18 protein-coding genes are annotated in these 22730 nt (G+C 35.8%); 6 read left to right on the top strand and 12 right to left on the bottom strand.

Annotated features, from left to right (window positions below; all coding sequences use genetic code 11):
- Positions 1 to 10: 10 nt before the first annotated feature.
- The 3 genes from BW932_RS13020 to recQ all read right to left on the bottom strand — a co-directional run bounded on the left by BW932_RS13020 (position 11) and on the right by recQ (position 2923).
- Entirely contained in the window at positions 11 to 193 is a 183-nt protein-coding gene (locus BW932_RS13020; RefSeq protein WP_076388289.1) for a hypothetical protein, read from the bottom strand.
- A 126-nt stretch (positions 194 to 319) separates the two neighbouring features.
- Entirely contained in the window at positions 320 to 709 is a 390-nt protein-coding gene (locus BW932_RS13025; RefSeq protein ID WP_076388291.1) for a hypothetical protein, read from the bottom strand.
- A 9-nt stretch (positions 710 to 718) separates the two neighbouring features.
- A complete protein-coding gene (gene recQ / locus BW932_RS13030; RefSeq protein ID WP_076388293.1) occupies positions 719 to 2923 on the bottom strand; it encodes a DNA helicase RecQ in 2205 nt (734 codons plus the stop codon).
- Positions 2924 to 3148: 225 nt separating this feature from the next.
- On the opposite strand from recQ, the gene BW932_RS13035 reads away from it, so the two are divergent.
- The 5 genes from BW932_RS13035 (at position 3149) to pcaF (ending at position 8711) form a co-directional block, all read left to right on the top strand.
- A complete protein-coding gene (locus BW932_RS13035) occupies positions 3149 to 4108 on the top strand; it encodes a KpsF/GutQ family sugar-phosphate isomerase (protein WP_076388295.1) in 960 nt (319 codons plus the stop codon).
- 115 nt (positions 4109 to 4223) lie between these two features.
- Positions 4224 to 5057: a twin-arginine translocase subunit TatC gene (tatC, locus tag BW932_RS13040; RefSeq protein WP_185113923.1), complete on the top strand. Its 834-nt coding sequence runs from the start codon at positions 4224 to 4226 to the stop codon at positions 5055 to 5057.
- Positions 5058 to 5451: 394 nt separating this feature from the next.
- Positions 5452 to 6549, top strand: a complete 1098-nt coding sequence (locus BW932_RS13045) for an MBL fold metallo-hydrolase (protein ID WP_076388297.1) — start codon at positions 5452 to 5454, stop codon at positions 6547 to 6549.
- 93 nt (positions 6550 to 6642) lie between these two features.
- Complete coding sequence (locus BW932_RS13050) at positions 6643 to 7407, top strand: hypothetical protein (protein ID WP_076388299.1); 765 nt, start codon at positions 6643 to 6645, stop codon at positions 7405 to 7407.
- Between the two features lie 89 nt (positions 7408 to 7496).
- Positions 7497 to 8711 carry a 3-oxoadipyl-CoA thiolase gene (gene pcaF, locus BW932_RS13055; protein ID WP_076388301.1) on the top strand — a complete coding sequence of 405 codons (1215 nt, stop codon included), beginning with the start codon at positions 7497 to 7499 and terminating at the stop codon, positions 8709 to 8711.
- Positions 8712 to 8917: 206 nt separating this feature from the next.
- On the opposite strand, the gene BW932_RS13060 is transcribed toward pcaF, so the two are convergent.
- The 9 genes from BW932_RS13060 to BW932_RS13100 form a co-directional block, all read right to left on the bottom strand.
- A complete protein-coding gene (locus BW932_RS13060) occupies positions 8918 to 9364 on the bottom strand; it encodes a VOC family protein (protein ID WP_076388303.1) in 447 nt (148 codons plus the stop codon).
- A 15-nt stretch (positions 9365 to 9379) separates the two neighbouring features.
- Positions 9380 to 9850 carry a hypothetical protein gene (locus BW932_RS13065; protein WP_076388305.1) on the bottom strand — a complete coding sequence of 157 codons (471 nt, stop codon included), beginning with the start codon at positions 9848 to 9850 and terminating at the stop codon, positions 9380 to 9382.
- Between the two features lie 29 nt (positions 9851 to 9879).
- Positions 9880 to 10335, bottom strand: coding sequence for a DUF1569 domain-containing protein (locus BW932_RS13070; protein WP_076388307.1), 456 nt, complete (start codon positions 10333 to 10335; stop codon positions 9880 to 9882).
- A gap of 49 nt (positions 10336 to 10384) precedes the next feature.
- Positions 10385 to 10945: a Crp/Fnr family transcriptional regulator gene (locus tag BW932_RS13075; RefSeq protein ID WP_076388309.1), complete on the bottom strand. Its 561-nt coding sequence runs from the start codon at positions 10943 to 10945 to the stop codon at positions 10385 to 10387.
- 86 nt (positions 10946 to 11031) lie between these two features.
- Positions 11032 to 11931: a 3-hydroxyacyl-CoA dehydrogenase gene (locus BW932_RS13080; RefSeq protein WP_076388311.1), complete on the bottom strand. Its 900-nt coding sequence runs from the start codon at positions 11929 to 11931 to the stop codon at positions 11032 to 11034.
- Between the two features lie 176 nt (positions 11932 to 12107).
- Positions 12108 to 13325 (bottom strand): ABC transporter permease, encoded by a 1218-nt coding sequence (locus BW932_RS13085; protein ID WP_076388313.1) that lies wholly within the window; start codon positions 13323 to 13325, stop codon positions 12108 to 12110.
- Positions 13326 to 13351: 26 nt separating this feature from the next.
- The gene (locus BW932_RS13090; protein ID WP_076388315.1) at positions 13352 to 14311 is read right to left on the bottom strand and encodes an HlyD family secretion protein; all 960 of its coding nucleotides are present in this window, start codon (positions 14309 to 14311) and stop codon (positions 13352 to 13354) included.
- 73 nt (positions 14312 to 14384) lie between these two features.
- Positions 14385 to 15791, bottom strand: coding sequence for a TolC family protein (locus BW932_RS13095; protein ID WP_084566528.1), 1407 nt, complete (start codon positions 15789 to 15791; stop codon positions 14385 to 14387).
- Positions 15792 to 16036: 245 nt separating this feature from the next.
- On the bottom strand, positions 16037 to 21889 hold the full coding sequence (locus tag BW932_RS13100; protein WP_076388317.1) for an alpha-2-macroglobulin family protein: 5853 nt from the start codon (positions 21887 to 21889) through the stop codon (positions 16037 to 16039).
- Positions 21890 to 21947: 58 nt separating this feature from the next.
- Between BW932_RS13100 and BW932_RS13105 the strand changes: the two genes are divergently transcribed.
- Positions 21948 to 22709 carry a UbiA prenyltransferase family protein gene (locus BW932_RS13105; RefSeq protein WP_076388319.1) on the top strand — a complete coding sequence of 254 codons (762 nt, stop codon included), beginning with the start codon at positions 21948 to 21950 and terminating at the stop codon, positions 22707 to 22709.
- The last annotated feature ends 21 nt before the right edge of the window (positions 22710 to 22730 follow it).

Below are 22730 nucleotides of genomic sequence, written 5' to 3' on the forward strand. Positions count from 1 at the left end.
TTGAGCAAATTTACAATAATTCCGGAAAGTCTTGTGAATGATTATTCAAAATATAATTAATGAGAAATTTTCCTTCTTTTTGATCGAAGAAAATATACCAGAATGTTTGATTATTGGCTTTGTAGCGAAGATATTTTTTACCTAATTTCTGAAATTTTTTGGGAGTATTTCTTATTATTAATTTCGAAATCATAATTATTAATGTATAAAACAATTTCTTGCACATATAATTTAGCATCTTTCTTGAAACCAAAATAATTTTGATAATAAAGAATATCTACCAAATCTTTCAGATAGATTTTAATACTTTTAGAAAAAATTATTTTTCTTTACAAGGTAATGAATCTATGTGTGCAAAAACGTCTTCCAAAAGCTCATCTCCACTTATTCCTTGGGAAAATCGCTCATCAAAATCATCTTTCACAGGATATTTCGGTTGAACATCAGAAACCACTGAAGAAGGTTCTTCCGAGGCGATCGATTCAATGTGAGCAACGATATTTTCCAAAAGTTCATCAGAATTCATTCCCGCAGCAAATTGTTGATCGAAATCATCTTTTTCAATCGTCTCAGAATTGATGTCTGAAATTAATGAAGACGATGCAATATCTTTTTTTAAATCCAAAACCTTTTGAAGAATTTCTAAATCAAAAGTATTTTCAATCCAATCAATTAAATCGTTTTTTATTTCTATCATTGAATTTTCCATGGCAACTTATTAATTGGCTACATCTGAAATAAATTTAATTCGCAGCATTCTCACTTCTTCATCACTCAAATCGTCACCGAATTCTGCCAAAAGAACTTTCATACTGTCACTTTCACTTCCTTTCATAAAATCCATGAACTCTTCCACCACATCTTCATCAAAATTTTCGTCAATGTAATAATTGATATTCAATTTAGTTCCCTGATAAACAATGCGTTCCATTTCCTTCAAAAGATCGTCCATTGAAAGATTCTTAGCTTTTGCAATGTCTTCAAGATCAATTTTCTTGTCGGTGCTTTGAATGATGAAAACTTTGTGTGAAGATTTATTGGCAACTTGTTTCAAAACCATATCCTGCGTTCTTTCGATTGCATTGTCCGCTACATATTTCTTAATAAAATCAGCGAAATCTTTCCCGAATTTTTTGGCTTTTCCTTCTCCAACCCCATAAATTTTTCCAATTTCTTCAATGGTGGTCGGATATTGAACCGTCATATCTTCTAAACTCGGATCCATAAAAACGGTGTAAGGTGGAATTCCGGCTTTCTTCGCCACGGTTTTTCGAAGTTCTTTCAATTGACCGAACAAAACCTGATCTAAACCACCACTTTGTTGAACCTGAACCTGATCAGAATCTGCTTTGGATTGCGCCAAATCATACTCTCTGTCTTCTGCGATCATAAAAGAGTTCTTGTCTTTTCCTTCAACGACTTCGAGACCTCTTTCTGTCAATTTTAAAACGCCGTACGTCTCAATATCTTTTTGTAAAAAATTCTGAACTGTTGCTTGTCGGATGATGGTTTTCCAGTAATTTTCATTTTCATTTTTACCGATTGCAAAATGTTTTGTTGCTTCTAATTTGTAAGATTTTGTCACCGAATTTTCCTTTCCTACCAAAATAAAAATTAAGTCTTTGGTTCGGAATTTTTCTTCCAATTCTTTAACCAAAGTCAACACCAATTTTAATTCTTTTGTTGCATCCTTAAGTTTCGGGGGATTTACAGAATTGTCGCACATCATCGCTCCATCACCGTTTACAGGATCAAACTGTTCACCGAAATAATTTAAAATATACTGTCTTCTGCTCATCGAAGTTTCGGCATAACCAACAACTTCATTCAGCAGCTGAAGACCAATTTCCCTCTCTGAAACCGGTTTTTGCGCGAGAAATTTTTCTAGTTTTTCAATATCTTTTGGGTCATAAAACGCCAAACAAATTCCTTCTCCACCATCTCGTCCAGCTCTTCCTGTTTCCTGATAATAACTTTCCAAAGATTTTGGAATATCATAATGGATGACAAATCGAACATCGGGTTTGTCGATTCCCATTCCGAATGCGATGGTCGCTACAATGATGTCTGCATCTTCCATCAGAAAGCGATCCTGATTGGCAACTCTGGTTTTTTGATCTAAACCTGCATGATAAGGAAGCGCATTGATTCCATTGACTTGAAGAAGTTGCGCAAACTCTTCCACTTTTCGGCGACTCAGACAATATACGATTCCCGATTTTTTCTGGTGTGTGTTTACAAATTTTACGATTTCTTTATCAATATTCACTTTGGGGCGAACTTCATAAAATAAATTGGGTCTATTAAAACTTTCTTTAAAAACTAAAGCATTGCTCATTCCCAAAGTTTTCTGAATATCATCTTGAACTTTTGGCGTTGCAGTGGCTGTTAAAGCGATTACGGCAACATCAGCAATTTTATCGATAATTATTTTTAAGTTTCTGTATTCCGGTCGAAAATCATGTCCCCATTCGGAGATACAGTGCGCTTCGTCAATCGCTACGAAAGAAATCTTTACATCACGAAGAAATTCCATATATTCTTCTTTAATTAAAGATTCAGGTGCAACATATAATAATTTGGTTTTACCAGCTTTAATATCATCAAAAACCTGTTTGGTTTGGGTTTTATTAAGAGAAGAATTCAACACATGAGCTACACCTTCATTGGAAGAAAGCCCGTTTACGGCATCGACCTGATTTTTCATCAACGCGATTAAGGGCGAAACTACAATCGCAGTTCCGTCTGAAATAAGCGCAGGAAGTTGATAGCACAATGATTTTCCACCACCTGTAGGCATGAGAACGAAGATGTCTTTACCTTCAAGTAAATTTTTTATAATTTCTTCCTGTTGACCTTTAAATTTGGAGAAGCCAAAATATTTTTTGAGTTCTTTTGATAAATCGGTATTTTTTGTATTCATTTGATCGTTTTCACTGTTATAGCTACAGATTTAACGCCAAGAAACCCAATTGTGACACAATTATTTTCGTCTTTAGCGCTACATCTAAAATTGTTTGTTAAATTTGCATTTACCCAAAGTTAAAGAATAATTCCCGAAAAAAACATAATTGATTTTTTAATTTGAATGTTATGTAAAAAAGGGTGTTCTACTTTATAACAAATTTTTGACTGGTAAATTACAGAAATGACTCATCTCGAAATCCTTCAAATCGCTAAAACAGCCATCAGTATAGAAATTTCCGAACTCGAAAGCCTCAAACAACGCATCGATGAAAATTTTCTGAAAGCGGTAGAAATCATTAATTCTTCTAAAGGAAAACTAATCATTGTCGGAATTGGAAAATCTGCTCATGTAGGAAATAAAATTGTGGCTACATTAAATTCAACGGGAACACCTTCTCAATTTTTGCATGCTTCCGAAGCACTTCATGGAGATTTGGGCGTGATCCAAAAAACCGATGTTGTGCTTTGTATTTCTAATTCAGGGAATTCGCCAGAAATCGTCAATCTTTTGCCTTTTTTAAAGGATTATTCTTCAGCATTAATCGGAATGACCGGAAATTTAAATTCTAAATTGGCGGAATTTTCTGCAGTTATTTTAGACAGTTCCGTAAAAAAAGAAGCTTGCCCTATTAAATTAGCACCTACAAGTTCTACCACGGTTCAAATGGCTTTGGGAGATGCTTTAGCCGTTTGTTTGATGGAAATGAATAATTTTAAAGAAAGTGATTTTGCAAAATTTCATCCGGGTGGAAGTTTAGGAAAAAACCTTACCGCAAAAGTGGACCAGTTTCTGTCTTCTCAAAAACCGCAAGTCTCCGAAAATGCGAACATCCGAGAAATTATCATTTCTATCAGCAGTTCTTCTCACGGGATTACGGTGGTGACCGAACAGGACCAGATTATCGGTGTCATTACTGATGGTGATTTGCGCAGAATGTTGATGAGTGATCAAGACGTTTCAAAAATTTCTGCAAAAGATATTATGAGCAAAAGCCCGAAAAGCATTGATAAAAATGCTTTGGCAAAAGAAGCAATGGCTATTTTGAAAGATAAAAATATCGGACAATTAATCGTCACCGAAAATGATAAATATTTCGGCATTATCGATATTCACCGTCTCTTAGACGAAGGAATTATCTAAAAAAAAATCTTATCGAACCTGCTTCTCGTATATTAATAAAAACGGGGGCGATACGATATTCTTTACTTTTAAATAAGTAATTTCGCAGCTTTAAAACTTTAAAAATAAAAAATTCGTGGGCGAGGCAAAAGAAATGTCCTTTTGGGGACACATTGGAGAATTGAGAGGTCACTTAACCCGCTCAGTGATCGCTATTATTATCGGTGGGATTATTATTGGATTTAATGTGAATTGGATTATGGATCATATTTTTTTCGGTCCAACCAAAAATGACTTTTTTACCTTTCGAGTTGTGAATCACTATTCGCGCGAAATTCTTGGTCACGACAGCATTACTTTGCCCGGTCATTTTGCAGTACAGCAGAAAAAACTTTTTGAACAGTTCAATGTCATGATGGCTGTTTCGGTTTTTGGCGGGATGGTCTTGTCTTTTCCTTATATCAGTTGGGAATTATGGCGTTTTATTTCACCTGCATTGCATCCGAACGAAAGAAAAAATTCTGTGTTTATCATCAATTTTGTGTGGATCCTATTTATGTTGGGTATATTATGTGGCTATTTCCTTATTTTACCTTTTGCCATTAATTTTGGACTGCTTTTCAAGATTTCAGATTCCATCGTACAGCTTTTCGATTTGAGTGATTACACCACTCTATTTATGCAAGTCGTTTTAGGAATGGGAGTTGTTTTTCTTTTTCCTGTGATTGTTTATTTTCTTACAACGATCGGAATTTTGACGCCAAAATTCATGAGAACCTACCGTCGTCATGCAATCGTATTAATTTTGGTTGTTGCAGCAATCATAACTCCTGCTGATGTTTTAAGCATGGTGATGGCTGCTTTGCCGCTCCTTTTATTATATGAATTTAGTATTTTAATGAGTGCATATACCTTTAAAAAATTAGAACGACGGAATCTGGAGGCGACATCCAATCTTCCAAAAAAATAAAATAAGAACGGGCTTTTCAGTCCGTTTTTTTTTACTATTTCGCTATCTATTTGTCTGTGTTTTTCCGATAATTTCGGTCCAGCTATTGGTGAAAATTTGCTTTTGAAAATCTTTCCTGAGTTTTGAAAAATTCTCCACCCTTTTATGCATCAAAACATAGCGAAAGCAGCATTTCCATTTTGTGTAAATCCTACATTTTCGTGCATCATCTTTTTTTTTGATTTGATTAAAGTTCTCCTCATTGAAATCAAGAATAAAAAATCTAAACCTAACCGTAGGAATTCTCTAATTTAATTTACATTTGAAAATATTTTTTAAAGTAAAAATCGCTCTTGATCGTTCTTATCAAAGACTAAAAATTTAATTTACAATTTTGAATTTATTAAAAAAATCCATGATCACACTTCTTATTGTTGCAGCACTTTTCGCGGTGGCTGTTTTCATTTTCATGCAACAACCGCAATTTGGAAAAGCACCTTCAGGAGAACGTTTGGAGCGCATTCAAAAATCGCCGCATTACAAAAAAGGACAGTTTGATAATTTAAGTTTTACACCGCAACTTGCCGAAGATGCCTCGATGACAAAAGTGATGTTTCGTTTTCTTTTCGGTAAAAATGGACATGCAAAACCTCAGCAAAATTTCCAGTTCACCAAAACTGATTTGAAAAATCTTGATCCCAACCAAAATATTTACGTTTGGATGGGACATTCTTCCTACTTTATTCAAATTGATGGCAAAAAAATTCTCGTAGATCCCGTTTTTAGTGGAAATGCTTCACCCGTAAGTTTTACGACGAAAGCATTTGATGGCGCTGATTTATACTCCGCAGAAGATATTCCGGAACTCGATTATTTGATAATTTCTCATGATCATTGGGATCACTTAGACTATGAAACCGTAAAAAAACTGCATCCCAAAGTAAAACAGGTCATCACTGGATTAGGAACCGGGGAACATTTGGAATATTGGAATTATGATCCGAAAAAAATAATCGAACTCGATTGGGGCGAAAACTTCGATTTAGGAAATGGATTTAAGGTGTATGCAGAAACAGCGCGACATTTTTCAGGTAGAACTTTTAAAAGAAATCAGGCAATCTGGGCAAGTTTTGTTTTTGAAACTCCAAACAGAAAAATCTACATAGGCGGAGATTCCGGTTTTGATGATCATTTTGAAAAAATTGGAAACAAATATGGCGGATTTGATCTGGCTATTCTCGAAAACGGACAGTACAACAAAGATTGGCGCTACATTCACATGATGCCGGAAGAATTTTTGATCGCTGCTAAAAACCTTCGAACCAAACGCGTCATCGCGGTTCATAATTCAAAATTTGAACTCGCACTTCATTCGTGGAAAGAACCACTGGAAAAAATTACTACTTTAAATGAAAAGGAAAATCAAAGATTAATCACCCCAAAAATCGGCGAAATGGTACATTGGGAAGACGATGCGAAAGTTTATGAAAAATGGTGGAAAAAATATGATTAAGTAAAGTGCTCATTTGAAATTTCGCTTTATTATTGGTACTTTCGATTCAGTTTTATTCTAAGCCTCTTTTTTACCAATTTTAAATTCAAAACAATGAAAAAATACCTACAAATTGCAAACGGTTTCTTTCTGATTTTTACTGTCATTTTCAATTATCTCAGCAATACTGGGATTTTTAATGGAAAAACGATAGGAAATGTTTCCAATCAGTACCACAATTTATTCACTCCGGCTGGTTATGCTTTTTCGATTTGGGGATTTATTTATCTGCTGTTATTGGGATTTGTAATTTACACCGGTCGAAGTTTATTTAATCCCACAAAAAATGAGGTCGATGGTTTTGTGGAAAAAATCGGTTGGTGGTTTGTTATTTCCTGCGTCGCAAATTGCGCGTGGATCGTCACTTGGCTTTACGGATTTACCGGTTTGTCGGTGATTGTGCTGCTTATTTCTTTAGTTGCTCTCTTAATCATTTTAAAGGAAGCGTTGCCTTATCATAAAAATGCAGCTCAAAAGTGGTGGATCAATATTCCGTTTCAAATTTATTCCGGTTGGGTAAGTGTTGCTTTGATTGCGGCAACCGCAGCTTGGCTCACCAAAATTGGCTGGAACGGTTGGGGAATTTCGGAGGTGAACTGGACGATTATTTTAATGGTAATCGCGTCTATCATTCATCTTTTCATGACCTGGAAAAAAAATGCACCGATCTTCGCTTTGGTCGCAGTTTGGGCATTGATCGCAATTGCAGTTGCTAATAGAGAAGCAAGTTCAGCAATTTATAGTACTGCTTTAGCTTTTGCAGGACTATTATTTCTTAGCAGCGGCATCAAAATATTTTACAAAAAAACTGCGAATTAATATTTGGACACAGGATAAAAATCGACCTGATTTTCTCAAATTGTTTCCTTCCTAAATTTTCCTAAATTTACGCTTACTAAAAAACAAACATGAAAAACGCATATATCATCGACGGAACCCGTTCTGCGATTGGAAATTTCAAAGGAAGTCTGGCTGCAGTAAGAACCGACGATTTAATGGCTTCAGTATTGAAAAGTTTGATCGAAAAAAATCCGGATTTGCCTGTCGATAAAATTGATGACGTGATCATTGGTTGCGCCAATCAAGCCGGAGAAGATAATAGAAATGTGGCGAGAATGGCTTTACTTTTGGCGGGAATTCCTATGAATGTTCCGGGTGAAACAGTGAATCGGTTGTGTGCTTCAGGAATGAGCGCGATTGTTCAGGCGATGAGAGCGATAAAATCCGGTGAAGGTGACCTTTTTATTGCAGGTGGTGTAGAAGGAATGTCGAGAGCGCCTTATGTGCTTTCGAAATCTGAAAATGGTTTTGCAACGGATCAAAAAATGTATGATTCCAGTTTCGGGTGGCGATTTGTAAATCCTGCAATGGAAAAAATGTACGGAATTGATGCCATGGGAAAAACGGCAGAAAATTTAGCTGAAATGCTTCAAATCTCCCGGGAAGAACAGGATGAATTTGCCTTGAATTCCCAGATGAAAGCCACCAAAGCACAGCAAAGCGGACGATTGGCTGAAGAAATTTCGGAAATTAAAATTCCGCAACGAAAAGGAGAACCGATCATCATTAATAAAGACGAATTCATCAAACCGACCTCAACTTTAGAAATTTTAGGAAAACTAAGACCTGCATTTTTGAAAGAAAATGGATCGGTGACGGCAGGAAATTCTTCGGGTTTAAATGACGGAGCAGCTGCAGTAATTATTGCATCCGATGAAGCGGTAAAAAATTACAATTTAAAACCTTTGGCAAAAATTGTTTGTTCCGCAGTGGTAGGCGTTGAACCCAGAATTATGGGAATTGGTCCGGTTGATGCTACCAAATTAGCGTTGAAAAGAGCCAATCTGACTTTGGATCAGATTGATGTGATCGAACTGAATGAAGCATTTGCCGCGCAAAGTATTGCGGTTTTAAAAGAACTGGGATTGGCGAACGATGATCCACGCGTCAATATCAATGGAGGTGCAATTGCACTCGGTCATCCACTTGGAATGAGCGGAACCAGAATTACGTATTCTGCGGCTTTGGAATTGAATAAATCCGGTAGAAAATATGCATTGGCTACGATGTGTATTGGTGTTGGACAAGGTTACGCGGTGATTTTGGAGAATGAAAATAGGTAATATATCAAACCTCAAAAATTAAAGAAGCTGCTGAAAATTTTCAGCAGCTTTTGTTTTTATTAGACCACCAAAATGATGTTTTAGCCCCGATTGCAACGGCATCCTTTTTTGAGGCGGTACGACGAAAAAAAGATAAAGTGGAAAGCGGGACGGGTTTTGTAAGAAACGATCCCGATAGCTATCGGGATTTCTTGCTCCTAAAAAAATTAATGCACCTGAACTTTCGCTGGATCATCGTAATTCACCATCCAATTGATGCCAAATTTATCGGTCCACATACCAAAATAAGCGCCCCAAAAAGTGTCTGATAAAGGCATCGAAACTTTTCCACCCGCAGAAAGTCCGTTGAAAACATGATCCGCTTCTTCCCGAGAATCGGTGTTGATGGATAAGGAAATATTATTACCGACTTGGTGATCGTGGATTCCGGGCATGGTATCACTTCCCATTAAAACGGTTTCCGCAGAAATGGGGAGCGACATGTGCATAATCCTGTTTTTTACCTCGTCGGAAATTGGTGGCATTCCTTCTTGTGGCGGCATATCGCCAAATTTTCCTACCATCGGAAAATCACCGCCGAAAACGGATTTGTAAAAATTGAATGCTTCTTCGCAAGTTCCGTCGAAGGTTAAATACGCGTTGATTGTTGCCATCTTTTTCTGATTTAATTATTGATTTTTCCAGTTGGTTGGGTAATCTAATTTGCCGTCATAGCTTTTCCAACTCCCGATAAATTCTATGAATTGGTTTTCAATTTTCTCGGTTTTTTTGTTCCATAAAAAGGTGTAAATAAACTTTCCTTTCAAAACGCCGGAATGTTTTCCCGCGCCTTCTTCTGCAAATTGATATTCACCGAAAACAGTATTTCTTTTATTGCCTACTTTATATTTTGTGATTTTCAGTTTGCCTTCGAAATTGGTGTGCGTCGTTTCAACCAAAGAAAAACCAGAGATGAAATATTCCTGATCATTCTTCTTATCTTGTTCAGAAATATTGATTTTCACCTTCATCGGGATTTTCTGGGCAGTGATTGTTCCCACATAAGGTTGGGAATTGTTCATCCAAACGCTGGAAATATTTGGCATTTGAGCAGCGAAAAAACCGCTAATGAAACTGAGCAAGAGTAGATATTTTTTCATGGTCGTGTTTTTAAAATGGAGGGGAAAAACTAAACGCCAAACTGGTCGAGATGATGATTGAGATGTTTCGCAAACATATTATTCCATTCTTGGGCGGTAAGTTTTCCGAAAGAAAAAGATTCTTTGCCGTCGAAAGCTTCTCTTCCCAATTGCTGTGTTTTCTGGATAAAGCCGATCAATCGTTTTTTTTCTAAATCGAAATCTTGGCGTTCTTTAATTAAAAACTGGGGTGCGGTAGGTGAATTTTGAGAATAGGATTTTTCTCCAACGACTTTGGGCTTTACAAATTTCTTTAAAATGAATTTCGCAATTCCACTCGGCGCTCTATGTTTTTGCGGTTCATAGACCATTTCATAAGTTACGTTGCAGTGCGCCAACATTTGATCCACCGTCATTTTTCCCCACTTCCCTATTGTTTCTGGGGTAAGTTTATTGATTCTGTCGATGTAATTTTGTGCATCTTTAGTGTTAAAAATATCTTGCATAGTTTAGTTTTATCTAACAAAAATAGAATTTTTTAGAGGAATATTTCGATTAAATTTCACTTCTGATTCTGCTTAAAGTTTCCTGAGAAATTCCAAGATAAGAAGCGATCATTCCTAAAGGTGCACGAAGGATAATATTGGGATTTTCGTGGATTAATCGAAGATACTTTTCTTTGGCGGTGTGAAACTGGAGGGTAGAAATGCGATCCGTCATTTGCGTAATAATATTCCCTAAAACAAAACGGCTGAAATTGGCACTCTCTAAAGATACAGCACACAATTCTTCGAGTTTCGCATAATTGCAGAATTCAACGGTGCTTTCTTCGATGGCCTCAAAATTATATCTCGTGGGATTGTTTTGAAAAAGCGTATCGGTATTTGCCATCAAATTTCCTTCTGTATAAAATTTGGTTGTGATTTCTTTTCCGTTTTCGTAGTAAAAAGAGCGCACCAAACCATTCTTTATGAAATAGACATTTCTATTATACTGATCCTGTTTACTGATTAATTCTGCCTTTTTGAAATCTTTGGTTTGAAAATCTTCGGATAAGAATTTTTCAATATCCTTATTGGTTTTCAGATTTAGAGGAAGAGCGTCGATAAGTTCCATGGAAAGCTTTTTTGCGAATTTAACGAAAAAAGAACGTTCTAAAATAAGGAACGTTCTTTTTATAGGTGAAAATTCACAACACTTTTCTAGGGTTTCAAAAAATCTGCTTCCTTAAACGCAGGATTTGGATATTGATAGAAACCTTCCGAAGTTGAAAGTCCGAGTTTATTTTGATCGATAAAATTTTTCTTTAAAAAATCGACCACTTTTCCGGCAGTTTCACTCTTGGTTTTTTCGAATTTAATGGAATTGATGTTGTATGCTGTTGTAATTCCTACCACATCTAAAATTCCAAATGGACCAATTGGAGCGCCAGTTGAAACCATCCAAGCTTTATCAATGGTTTCTACATCGGCGACATCATTTACCAATAAACTGGTCGCAGCATCCAAAAGCGGAACCAATAGAGAATTCACAATATAACCAGGTTGTTCTTTGTGGAGCGGCAAAGTAACCATTCCTATGTGTTTTGCAAAGTCTACAACAAGCTGAAAAACTTCGGGGTTTGTTGTGGCGTGACTCATGATTTCTGCGGTATTGTGTTTCCAGATTTCATTGGCGAAATGCAGCGATAAAAACTTCTCTGGTCTTCCCGTAACTGCTGCAAACATACTTGGTAATAAGGTAGAAGTATTGGTCGCAAAAATAGTTTTCTCTGGTGCAAGTGGCGCCAATTTGGTGTAAAATTCTGTTTTAATTGCGGGATTTTCCGGAATTGCTTCGATCATTAAATCGGCATCACTTACCGCCTCTTTTAAATCAGTGGAATAAGAAATTCTTTCGAAGGCCGCTTCAATTTGTCCGTCACTTGCATTCAAATCTTTCTTGAAATTTTCTGCTAGAATTTGAAAACTATTTTTAGCTTTATCCAGAACCTTCTCATTAATGTCAAAAACAACGATATGAAATCCGTGAAAAGCTGCTTGAAAGGCAATTTGAGAACCTAAAACTCCACTTCCTGCAATGGTCACATTTTTTATTTTCATTTTTTTAAATTTTATTATTTTCTACTCCAAATTGTACTTCAAAGTTGCAACTAATAAAAGGTTAATCACTTGATATATATCAAAAATGTACAAAAAAAAAGAACGTCCAGATTGTAAAAATCCAGACGCTCCCAACAAACAAACAGCATGAAAACTGTTATCTTTTTAGTTTGGAATCATTCTTCAACAGAAATAAATTCCACTCCATCTTTCTCAATCAAATCTTGAGAAATTTTATATTTTTTCATTAAAAAATGAATTTTAATTTTTAAAGCAACCCATCCTAAAATAAAATAAACCCAACCTAAAATTAATAGGTGAACCAAATGCTTTTTGGTTAAAAAATCAGAACCATTTTGTACCACCATGATCTTTAAAGCTTCTAAATAAGGCGTTAAAGGAATGATCGCCGTAAAACTTTTGATAAATTCTGGCATCGCATAAGACGGCCAAGTAAATCCACTAATAATAAAAGCTGGAGATGCAATCACCATTAAAATTTGTGTCGCTTTCAAGGCATCTGGAACTAAAATACTTACCAAAACACCCAAATTGGTTGCTGCAATCACGAAAGCTGCGGTGAGCAAGAAAAAATTTCCAATATGATCCGGAGCTGGAATTTTGAAATACAAACTGCACAGATAAAAAAAGAGAATATTGAAATTCGCAAAAATCCAGATTGGGAGACATTTGATGGTCATCACCACGATTGCATATTTTTCTTTTCCGGCAAAATCTTTTAGGAAAGATTCTCTTTTAAATTCCTCGGAAAATGTAACCGCCATTGCGAGTAAAATTACCTGTTGCAAAACAACCGCCATCATTGCAGGCCACATAAAAATCAGGTAATTACTGGTCGTGTTGAAGAGTGTAATATAATTTGCTTTGAACGGTTCGAACTGGGTTTTTGCAATATCGGCGTTCATTCCTTTTTTCTGTAAAGCTTTAATTTCAGCACCCGCAGAAAATGTTCCCAATATTTGTTGAATGGCTTTGGTTGCAAAATTGGCGGTTAAAACATTCGAAGTATTTACATAAACATTGACTTCAGGATATTTTTTTTGCAGCATCATGGCTTCAAAACGCTCCGGAATTACAATCACCGCGGCTGCTTCCGTTTTGATGGTTTCGTCTTTCAGATTGGCTGGTTCACTGATGTAATTAAGAATTTTTAGCGATTTGCTGTCTTGCAACATTTCCACTACTTGATTCGACAAAGGAGTATTGTCGTGGTTCACCAAAATCACGGGAATATTTTCAACTTTCCCCGATTGATAAGTAAAACCAATCAGCAAAGCATAAAAAACAGGCGCCATAAAAAAAACCGACAACATGGTTTTGTTGGTGAAGAACAGGCGAAATTCCCTTTTTAATAAATAATTTATTTGTTTCATTTTGTGAGATTTAATCTAATCTGCCATTATTTTAAAGTCACATTTGAGTTCACCAAAATATCTTTCGCTTCCTGTTGATTTTCTGGAATTACCTTAATCTCATATATTGCTTCTTCCGGTTCGTAATCGGGGAAAGCGGTAGTAATATCTGCATATCTTGCCAATTGTTTGATCGTTACAATTTTACCAGAAAATTCTTTTTTGCTGTAATTCACCATCATTTTTACTGTACTTCCTTTTTTATATTTCTCGATTTTAGATTCCGGAATGGTAAATCGGAAGTAAGAAGTATCGGGAATATAACCTGTAAAAAGCGGATAACCAGCGGTTGCCAATTCTCCTTTGTTCAAAGCGATGGTTTCAATTTCCATATCGTTGGTTGCGATGATGTATTTTTCAGAATAGGCCACGTTTGCTTCCTGCAATGCACCCATCGCTTGATTTTGCTGACCTTGCGCCATTTCTATTTTCTCGAAACGCGTTCCTGTTTCAACATCGTGAAGTTCGGCGTTTACTGCATCCAACTGTGCTTTTGCCCCTTGAAATTTCGCAAAATATTCATCGTAATTTTGGGGAGAAAGCAAACTGTCGTGGTACATATTTTTTGCCCGGTTAAAGGATTTCTGTGCAAACTGAAACTGTTCCTGCAAACCTTTTTGTTTGGCTTTCAACTGGCGAAGTTGATCGGCAGTTGCACCATTTTTCGCCATTTGAACCTGAGCATTTGCAGCAGAAGTTGCGCCTCTTGCCTGAGCAATTTTTGCAGAAACTTCAGGGACATCTAAAATTGCTAAAGTGTCGCCAACTTTTACGATTTGTCCTTCTTCTACATTAATTTTTAAAATTCTTCCTGTAATTTTTGGGGAAAAGGAAACGATTTCTTTTTTCGTTTTCCCCACAATTTCCCGTTCAGGTTTTGATTCTTTGCAGCCCCAAAGTGTGATGATACTAACCAAGGCTAAAGATTTTAATACCGTATTTTTCATTTTGTTTGTTTGTTTGAATTTTTGCGTCTTTTTCTTTTCTCTTAAAATCTATTTTCTACTCGTCTATTTTGTATTAAAGCTTTTCAATCTGTAAATTCTGTGTAGATTTCATCAACTCAATTGCACTTCTTCTTTGATTAAAAATGGCGGTTTGCAGTTCTAGTTCTGCATTTTCCAAATCATTTTCCGCATCAATCAAAGCGGAGGAAGTTTTGGTTCCATATCGGAATTCTTTTTCCACCTGTTCTAAACCTTGTTTTGCAATTTCTCGGGATTTTTCTTTCAACTTAATTTGCGTGTTTGCAATCGTGTAATTGGTTTGATTGTTGGCTAAATTCAGATTCAGTTTTTTGGAAGCATCGCGTTTTTTGTTTTCTAAAATCTCTTTTTCGATTTTGGCTTTTTCAACCTGATGTTTTCCTTCATTTCCGTCAAAAATATCCCACTTAAAACCAACTCCTGCTTGAAACAAAGGAAAGATACTCGTATTTGCAGGATTCATATCCAATTTCTTTCCGGTATTCGGTAACAATTCTTTGGATGTCGCAATATTGCTGTTGAACAAGCCAAAATAGCTCAGTGAACTTTGTGCCTGAACTTTTGGAATCCACCATCTTTCTTCGGCTTTAATTTTAAATTCTGTGGCTTTAATTCCGTGGTCTAAAGCTTTTAGTTCTACTCTATTTTCGATATTTTGATTGAGAACTTCGTAGGAAATCGTTTGCAGTTTTGGTTCAATCAGCGCGATTCTTTCCCGTTCAATGCCTGTTAATAAATAGATTTGCGTGAGTAACAATTCTTTTTTTCCTTCATACTCCACCAATTTAGAATCGAGATTTGCTTGTGCCAATTCGATTTTTTTATGATCGTATGGTGTAATCAAACCGTATCCTAAAGCTTTATCTGCCGTTTTTCGATTGATATCTAAACGTTTTTTCGCTTCGTCTAACACTTTTTTAGATTCCTGAACCAAAGCAATTTGATCGTACGCTTTTGAAACCTCTGTGATGACCTCATCGCGGCTTTTATCCATTAATAAAATTTCAGAAATACTTTTTTCCTTATTGGCTTCTTTCAAATATTTTACTTTCCCGCCAGAATACAAAAGAACGCTTGCTTCGGCTTTTGCTAAAGCAGAAAGTCCGGAAATATTCAGGTTATTATTGAGTTGACCTTCTGGAATGAGAGCACCCGGAAAAACACCTGGAATTGGTGGAATGCCAATTTCCGGAGATTTGAGATGCGCACTTGCATAAAGATAACCGGCTTTTCCCGAAATATCAACTTTTGGAAGAAATACATCTTTTAGTTTTTGATCATCGAGTTGGGTGTATTTATTTTCCAGTTTTTGTTGGGTCAAAGTTCCATCACTACTCAAAGCGCTTTGAATCAGTTCCTGTAAATTTGGTGCTTGTTGGGCAGAAAAAACCAGCGGAAAAAAGAGCAGCATTTTGCCCAGATTATGTGTTAAGGTTTTCATTTTCTCTATTTGTTTGTTTGATGGTACAAAGGTGCGGCTAATAAAAAGGCATTCCTTTGACATTTGTCAAAAACGTATTGGATACACGTATTTTTCAGACCCAAAAAAATCCGCCTCAAAATTGAAACGGATTTAAAGACTAACAAATATTTAACAATATATTTTAGAGGTTTAGACGACTGATTGTAATTCTTTTATCTTTCATCTATTTTCTTTTCTTTACTTATCATTAAAAGGAATAGCAATTAGTCGGAAATCGTAACCGTGGTTCCTTTCGTATGCGCATTCATTTGCGGTGCATAATAATTTTGCAAAGTCGTAATTCCGTTGCTGAAAGTTCCAGAAGCATTGCAGATATAATCGTACTCGAAAACATATTTTCCTTTTCGCATATATTCGATGTAGAAATTCGTGGACGCATCTTTTGTGCTTTGGTAATAGCCTAAATTATTTTTCCATTCGTATCCCGAAATCACATTTAGCGGCTCAAATCCTGCAGCACGCATGTCTTTCAGATGAATAAATTCCAAGTTTCTATCGGTGTTCAAAATCATTCTTACCGTCACTTTATCGCCGACTTTTAGTGGAGCATTTTCTGCAATTTTTACCAATTCTTCCCCATTCACGGTTTTTACTTTTTTGTACAATTCTTTCGTGATGGAAAGGTAAGATTCAGAAGATTTTATTTTATCTAAATCTTCATAATATTGCCAGAATAAACCACCTTGCACAATTCCAGGACTGGGTTTTGTGACCGTAACGGTTGCTAAATTTTTATTAATCTCTTCATTTTTCAAAGTAGATTTCACGTATCCTGTCGCTTTCGTATCAGGATTTACAAGCTCTTTTCCGCCCCAAATTATCGTGGCTTTATCGCTTTCTGCGGAAGTCCAGGATTTGCCGGAATTTAAAATCGTGAAAATAACTTCTGCTGTTCCGCGCGAACTTCCCCAGGAATTTACTTCTTTCTGCGTGATGAGCCAAATTTTCATTTCCTCAATCATTTTTTCATCGTTTGGAGTCAATTTATTAAATGCTTCCAAAGCTCCTGCATGATTCACGGTTTTGGAATTATACCATCCCCAATCGTTCAGATTTTGTTTCCAGTAAATTCCCTGCGTTTGACTATCGGTGGATGTTTCTTTTAAATAAGTCAGGAATTTTTTAGAAATATCTTTCATTCCGTAATCATCAAACAACATCGCCAATCGGTGCAATCCGAAGAAGGTGAAATCGGTGATCTTTTCTGTTTTCGCTTTCGCAATGACCGCGTTTTTGAGCGCTTTTCCTTTGGTATTTAAAGGATACTGCTTTTCCCAATAATTTCTGGTATCCAAATAATCGAGTACAAAATTATTCACCACGTCTTTCTTGTTAATTTGCCCATATTTATTCACTTCTGAATCAACATAACCAATCAGTTTTGCAACCATTTCTTTTTGTTCCGAAGATTGATAATCTGCGACATTTCCTTTTAACCATTCATTTATTTTTCCTAATGATTTCAGGATGTACAGCGAATTATAGTAGGAACTCGGATAACCTTGATACCAGGAAAATCCACCGTCTGGATTTTGCAATTTCTGTAATTCGCTCCAATCATCGTTAATGGAATTCCGCATCGTATTCGCATCGAACAAACGCGCTAATTTTTCCATTTGTTCGGTTTCGTTTTTACTTTCTAAAACCCATGGAGTTTCTTCCAACAACAATTGTTTCAACTCTTGGTTTTTCTCCAAACTGCTTTTCAGTAAACCTTTGCTTTGATATTCTTCAAAAACCGTTTTTAGTTTCGGGTTGGCTTTAAAAATTTCGGAAGCCAAAACATCAGCAAACCATTTATTGAAGACCACATCTGCAGAATTATTCGTGTCATTTTTTAAACTTGGTAGCGCAAACATAATTTCCCATATTGGATTGGTTGTTAATTCCAACGTGTTTGAAAAGTTTGTTGCAGTGGTAGAAGTGTTTTTCGCCAGATTTTCTAAAGTAAACGTTTTCGTCTGTCCTTCTTTTACGAAAATCGGAACTGCATCCGTAACCAACATTCTGTTTGGTAAAATGGCAATTGCTTTTTGTTCACCATCGGAAAAATCACCCGCTTTTGCCACAATTTTAAATATAATGGAAGAAACGTTATTTGGAACTTTCACGGTCCAGTTCACCACTTCATTTCCGTTTTCTTTTAGTTCAAAGGATTTTTGAGTATCCTTTAAATTAAATTTTGATGAAATATCTTCATTCGTAAACGCATCTAAAATCTGCAGTTGCGCAGTTCCGCTTAAAGGTTTACTCACCAAACTCGACAATTTCGATTGCAGATTCAATTCATCGCCTTCGCGTAAAAAACGTGGATAATTCGGCGTTACGGAAAACTCTTTTTGAGTAACCACTGATTTTTCTAAAGTTGCAGAACGTGCATCTTTGGTATGCGCCAAAAACATCAGTTTCCATTGCGTTAATGCTTCTGGAGACGTAAATTCGAAGGTGACATTTCCGTCTTTATCGGTCATTAAATTGGGATAGAAAAACGCGGTTTCGTTTAAGTTTTGGCGAACTGGGATTTTGTCAAGATTTTCTCTCTTTGATATTTCAATTCCACTCGCTTTTCCACTTAAAGCGGTAACAATTACAGCATCCATTGCGACCTCTGCTTTGGCTGCTGTACTTGGTGGTGGTGGCGGCGCAGCGTAATTTGCTTTTTTCACACCTTCTTGATTCATTATGCCTGCAGAGGTTTCCAACTGTTTCATTATCAAAGGGATTCCATAAATTCCACCATCAAACCAATTGAAATTTGGGAAATTCACACTTTTCTGCTCCAAATAAGGAACGCGTCTGTTGTAAAATTCCTGAGAAAGATTTTCATTAATTCCATAAGAATTCATCAAAAAATATCGCTGATACAATTGCTGCCACGAATAAGAATTTACGGCAAACTGATCCAAAGATTTGTCGTACATATTCGCCAAAACTTCAGCATTGATTTTCTCTTTATCTACCCCAAGAACTTTCACCGTCCATTTTTCTTTGGAATTCGGTTGTAGTTTGTCACGGAAAGTTACAGTTTCGATTCGCAACGGTTTTTTATCAGACATAATTTTCAGATTCACCGATTCGGTTTTCACATCGTTGAAAGCTACCAACTGGAACTGAACATTGATCTGATCGATGCTTTCATCTTTCGGGAACGAAACTTCATATTCCAAAACGCCATTTTTAAAGGATGTTTGCTCCGTGACAGTTTCGCCATTTCCATTTTGCTTATAAATTTTCACCAAAGCATCCGGAATTGCCGAATAAACATAGATCTTCGCTTTTTCGTTTCGTTGATATTCGGTTTTTGGATGGATGACTTTCAGAAAAGGTTTTTGAGAATCTGACAATGATTTTTTATCATAAACCGCAAAAGTTTTTTCTGTTTTAATGGTATCTTTTCCTTCAATGTTGAAGAGTTCGAGTTTGTAATTTCCAGCGGAAAGTTTTCCAAGATCGAGAGATTCTTCACTTCGTTTCTCTCCGTTCAGAATGACAGATTGAGTTTTCCATTCTTTCTCTTCCTTGGAAAAATAATCGTGTGGGAATTTCTGAATGAATTCTGCTTTCGAAAGTTTCGGCATATCCTGAATTTCATTTTCAAAATTGGTGCGGAAAATCCTTTCTTTTGGTTGAAGTTTAGATAATTTTACTTGATACGATTTCTTTAAATTCTGATCATTGTAATTCTTCGTCTCAACTTTAACCTTTATTTGTTCATCGTTGAAAGAATCTTTAATATCATCGGTTTTGATGTAATGAGAAACGGAAGCGACTTTTACATTTTCCGTCGCAGATTGCGTTTCGCCATTGATATCCGTCACAGAAGCGTTAACTTCATAATTATCGATCTGAATTCCTTCTAATGTTTCATCTTTTTTAAGGTCAATTTTAATGGTAAATTCACCTTTATCATTGGTTTTAACTTCGCCCAAAATAGAATTTTGATTATCGTTTCCGCGTGGATACCACCAGAAATATCTCCATCGAATATTCTGTTTTTTAATTTCATAATTCACGGTTGCGTTGCTCAAAGAAACGCCGGAAAACATCATCGCTTTTCCATTTAATTCTACGGTTTGCCCGTATTTATATTCTTCTTTGATGGGTTCGAAAGTCACTTCAAATTTTGGACGTTTGTATTCTTCAACTTTGAAATATTTCGTGGCATCATCGTTTAAATTATCAGAATCAACATCCAAAGAAAATTCACCGTTCAGTTTCCCATTCGGTAAAGTAAAACTTCCGTGGTAAGAACCAAACTCATTCGTCGTGAATTGTTGAGAAGAAATTTCTTCGCCATTGGCATCACTCAGCGTTATTTTTTGCTTGGTTCCAACTGCAACAGACTCTTTACCCATCGACAGTTTGGTATTGATCACTTTGAAATACACAATTTGTCCGGGACGATAAATTCCACGGTCAATAAATATCTGAGAAAGATTTTTTTCTTCTCCTTTTTTTGGTTCATTGTAATATTGATCGCCATAAACCTGCATTAAATTATAGTCATTTGTGGCGGGTTGAAGCACCAAATAGGTGCGGTAATACCGTTGATCTTTGGAAACCGGAAATTTAAAAACTGCATTTTGATCCGTTTTCGTATTGTAAAATGTTGCCGTTTTTTGGTCAGCGGATTCGAAAATTTTCAGATCATTATTAGAAATAGATTTTCCATTTTCGCGGTTAACAATCTGTAATTGATTATCAGTTACTTTCTGATCATTTTTTTTGCTGTAAATAATTCTGGATTTGGTTGCAATAAAATAGAAATTCTCCTGAATTGAGCCTTCTACCACATATTCAACCAAATAAATTCCGGAAGGAAGTGGTTTGATTTCCAGAGAAGTTTTGTGCGTTTTGTAATCATTTAAATTTTCTAAATTGAAAGATTCTTTTCTGACCAAATTTTTCTTCACCGCAGAAAAAAGCCTTTTGTCGTATTGATTGGCGACGTACTTTAAGAAATTCTGCTCATCGTTTTTTACCTCGAAAATATTTAAAGAGAATTTTGAAACATTTTTCGCTTCGGCAACCAAATGAATTGATTTTTCGGATTGGGTGTGATTTTCGAAATGAATCGTCAAATTGGGTTGAAGAATTGAATTTTCCCGATTTAAAATACTGTTTATAAAGGTAGAATTTGCATATTCCTGTTTGGTATTTTTAATCAAAACAAGAGCTTCACTGTACTTTTGATCAGCGGTTAATCGGTCAATGATTTCGGCGACAACTAACACTTTGTAATCCCCTTTTACAGGCGATTGTACCAGATTTTGAAGCTGCTGAATTTTGTCTTTACACTTAGAAATTGCACAGTCATCTTTTAATTTTTGATGCTGAAAATAGAGTTTAGAATTCCCCTCATTTTTAGCAATCAATTCGCTGTAAATTCCGCCAATTTTCGGCTGATTTTCTTTTAATTCATTGGGAGTGAAAAGTTGGGAATTGCTCAGAAAATCGATTTCTTTCATCGCATTCCAATCAAATAAAGTCGGGAAATAATCCAGATCTTCGGTTTCTTCGAAGATGATTTTGTATTTTGACATCGGGACTTTTTTCAAGTCGCCCGATTTTGTGTTCAAGGCTGAAAAATGTTTGCCTAAATAATTTTTAAAATCCAATTTTGACCACGTTTCAATTTGAGACAGATCCTGATTGTTGATGTTGGTTCGCTGATTGATTTCCCACTGGCTCCGATGATAAAAATCACTGAAAAATTCGCCTAATAAAACATCAAAAACCAAGCGGTCATCACCTTTTAAATTTTTATCCAAACCCTGAAGTTTACTGAAGAATTTCGTAGAAGAATCATTTTGCGTATCATCATACGTTTGGTTGATAATGCTGAATTCTGCTTTTAAAGACCGAATTAACTGAATGGCGTTTTCTTCTTTCATGGCTTGTTTTTGAATGTCTAAAATGATCGGAAGATTAGATTTGTATTGACCGGAATGGTAGTTTTCAATGACTTTTTTCCATTGCCCGTCATAATATTTCTGAGCAAAAACCTGCGTGAAAGTAGCGCAGAAAAGGATCATGGCAAAAATTTTATTTTTCATAGATTTGTTTTCTTATTTGAAACCTCGCCGGTTTTGATTCCCTTGAAGGATTGCGAAAATGTACAGCTTAAATTTACTACAAAAATATTTCATCGACAGTCAAATATTTGTTTCCTTAATGGGAACTTTATTTGCAGTCTTCTTTATGTTCGAGCAGAACATCATCAAAACTCCGACCATTGCGCTTATTTTTATCACTTATTTCAGCGGTTATATGTACACGAAATATCAAAATACGGGAAAGCTTTTTTATAAAATTCTAGTTTTCAATGTGATTTGTGGAATCATTTCGGCAGCATTAATTCTTTATAATCACAATGAAAACCGACTCATCAAATGGGTGATCATCGTGGTTTTGGGACTTTTATATGACAGTTCTTTTCTTAAATTTTTTGTAAGGAAAATTCCGCTTTTCAAGATTTTTTATGTGGGTTTAACTTGGGCATTGATCAATTCTTGGTTGATTTTACCCGAATTTAATGCGAAAATTTTTTGGATCAGTTGGCTTTTCATTACCGCTCTCGTTTTGCCTTTTGATATTCGGGATATGAATTGTGATACGGTCGTCACTTTTCCGCAATTAATTGGAGTTCAGAACACCAAATATTTCGCATATTTTCTCATTTTCATCAGTTTAATGATTTCCATTTACGCGTTGAAAACGGAATATTCCTTCGCATTTTTCATCACTGCTGTTTTTACGTTTATTCTGATCTATTTTTCAGAAAATTCGAATAAAGACTCCTATTTTTCATTTTGGGTAGAGAGTTGCAGCGGAATGCCGTTTTTATTTTTAATGATGAGTTGGCTCATTAATTGATACTCAATTTCACAAAAATTC

Origin of the sequence: Kaistella chaponensis, from assembly GCF_900156725.1 — a bacterium.
Taxonomy (GTDB): Bacteria; Bacteroidota; Bacteroidia; order Flavobacteriales; family Weeksellaceae; genus Kaistella; species Kaistella chaponensis.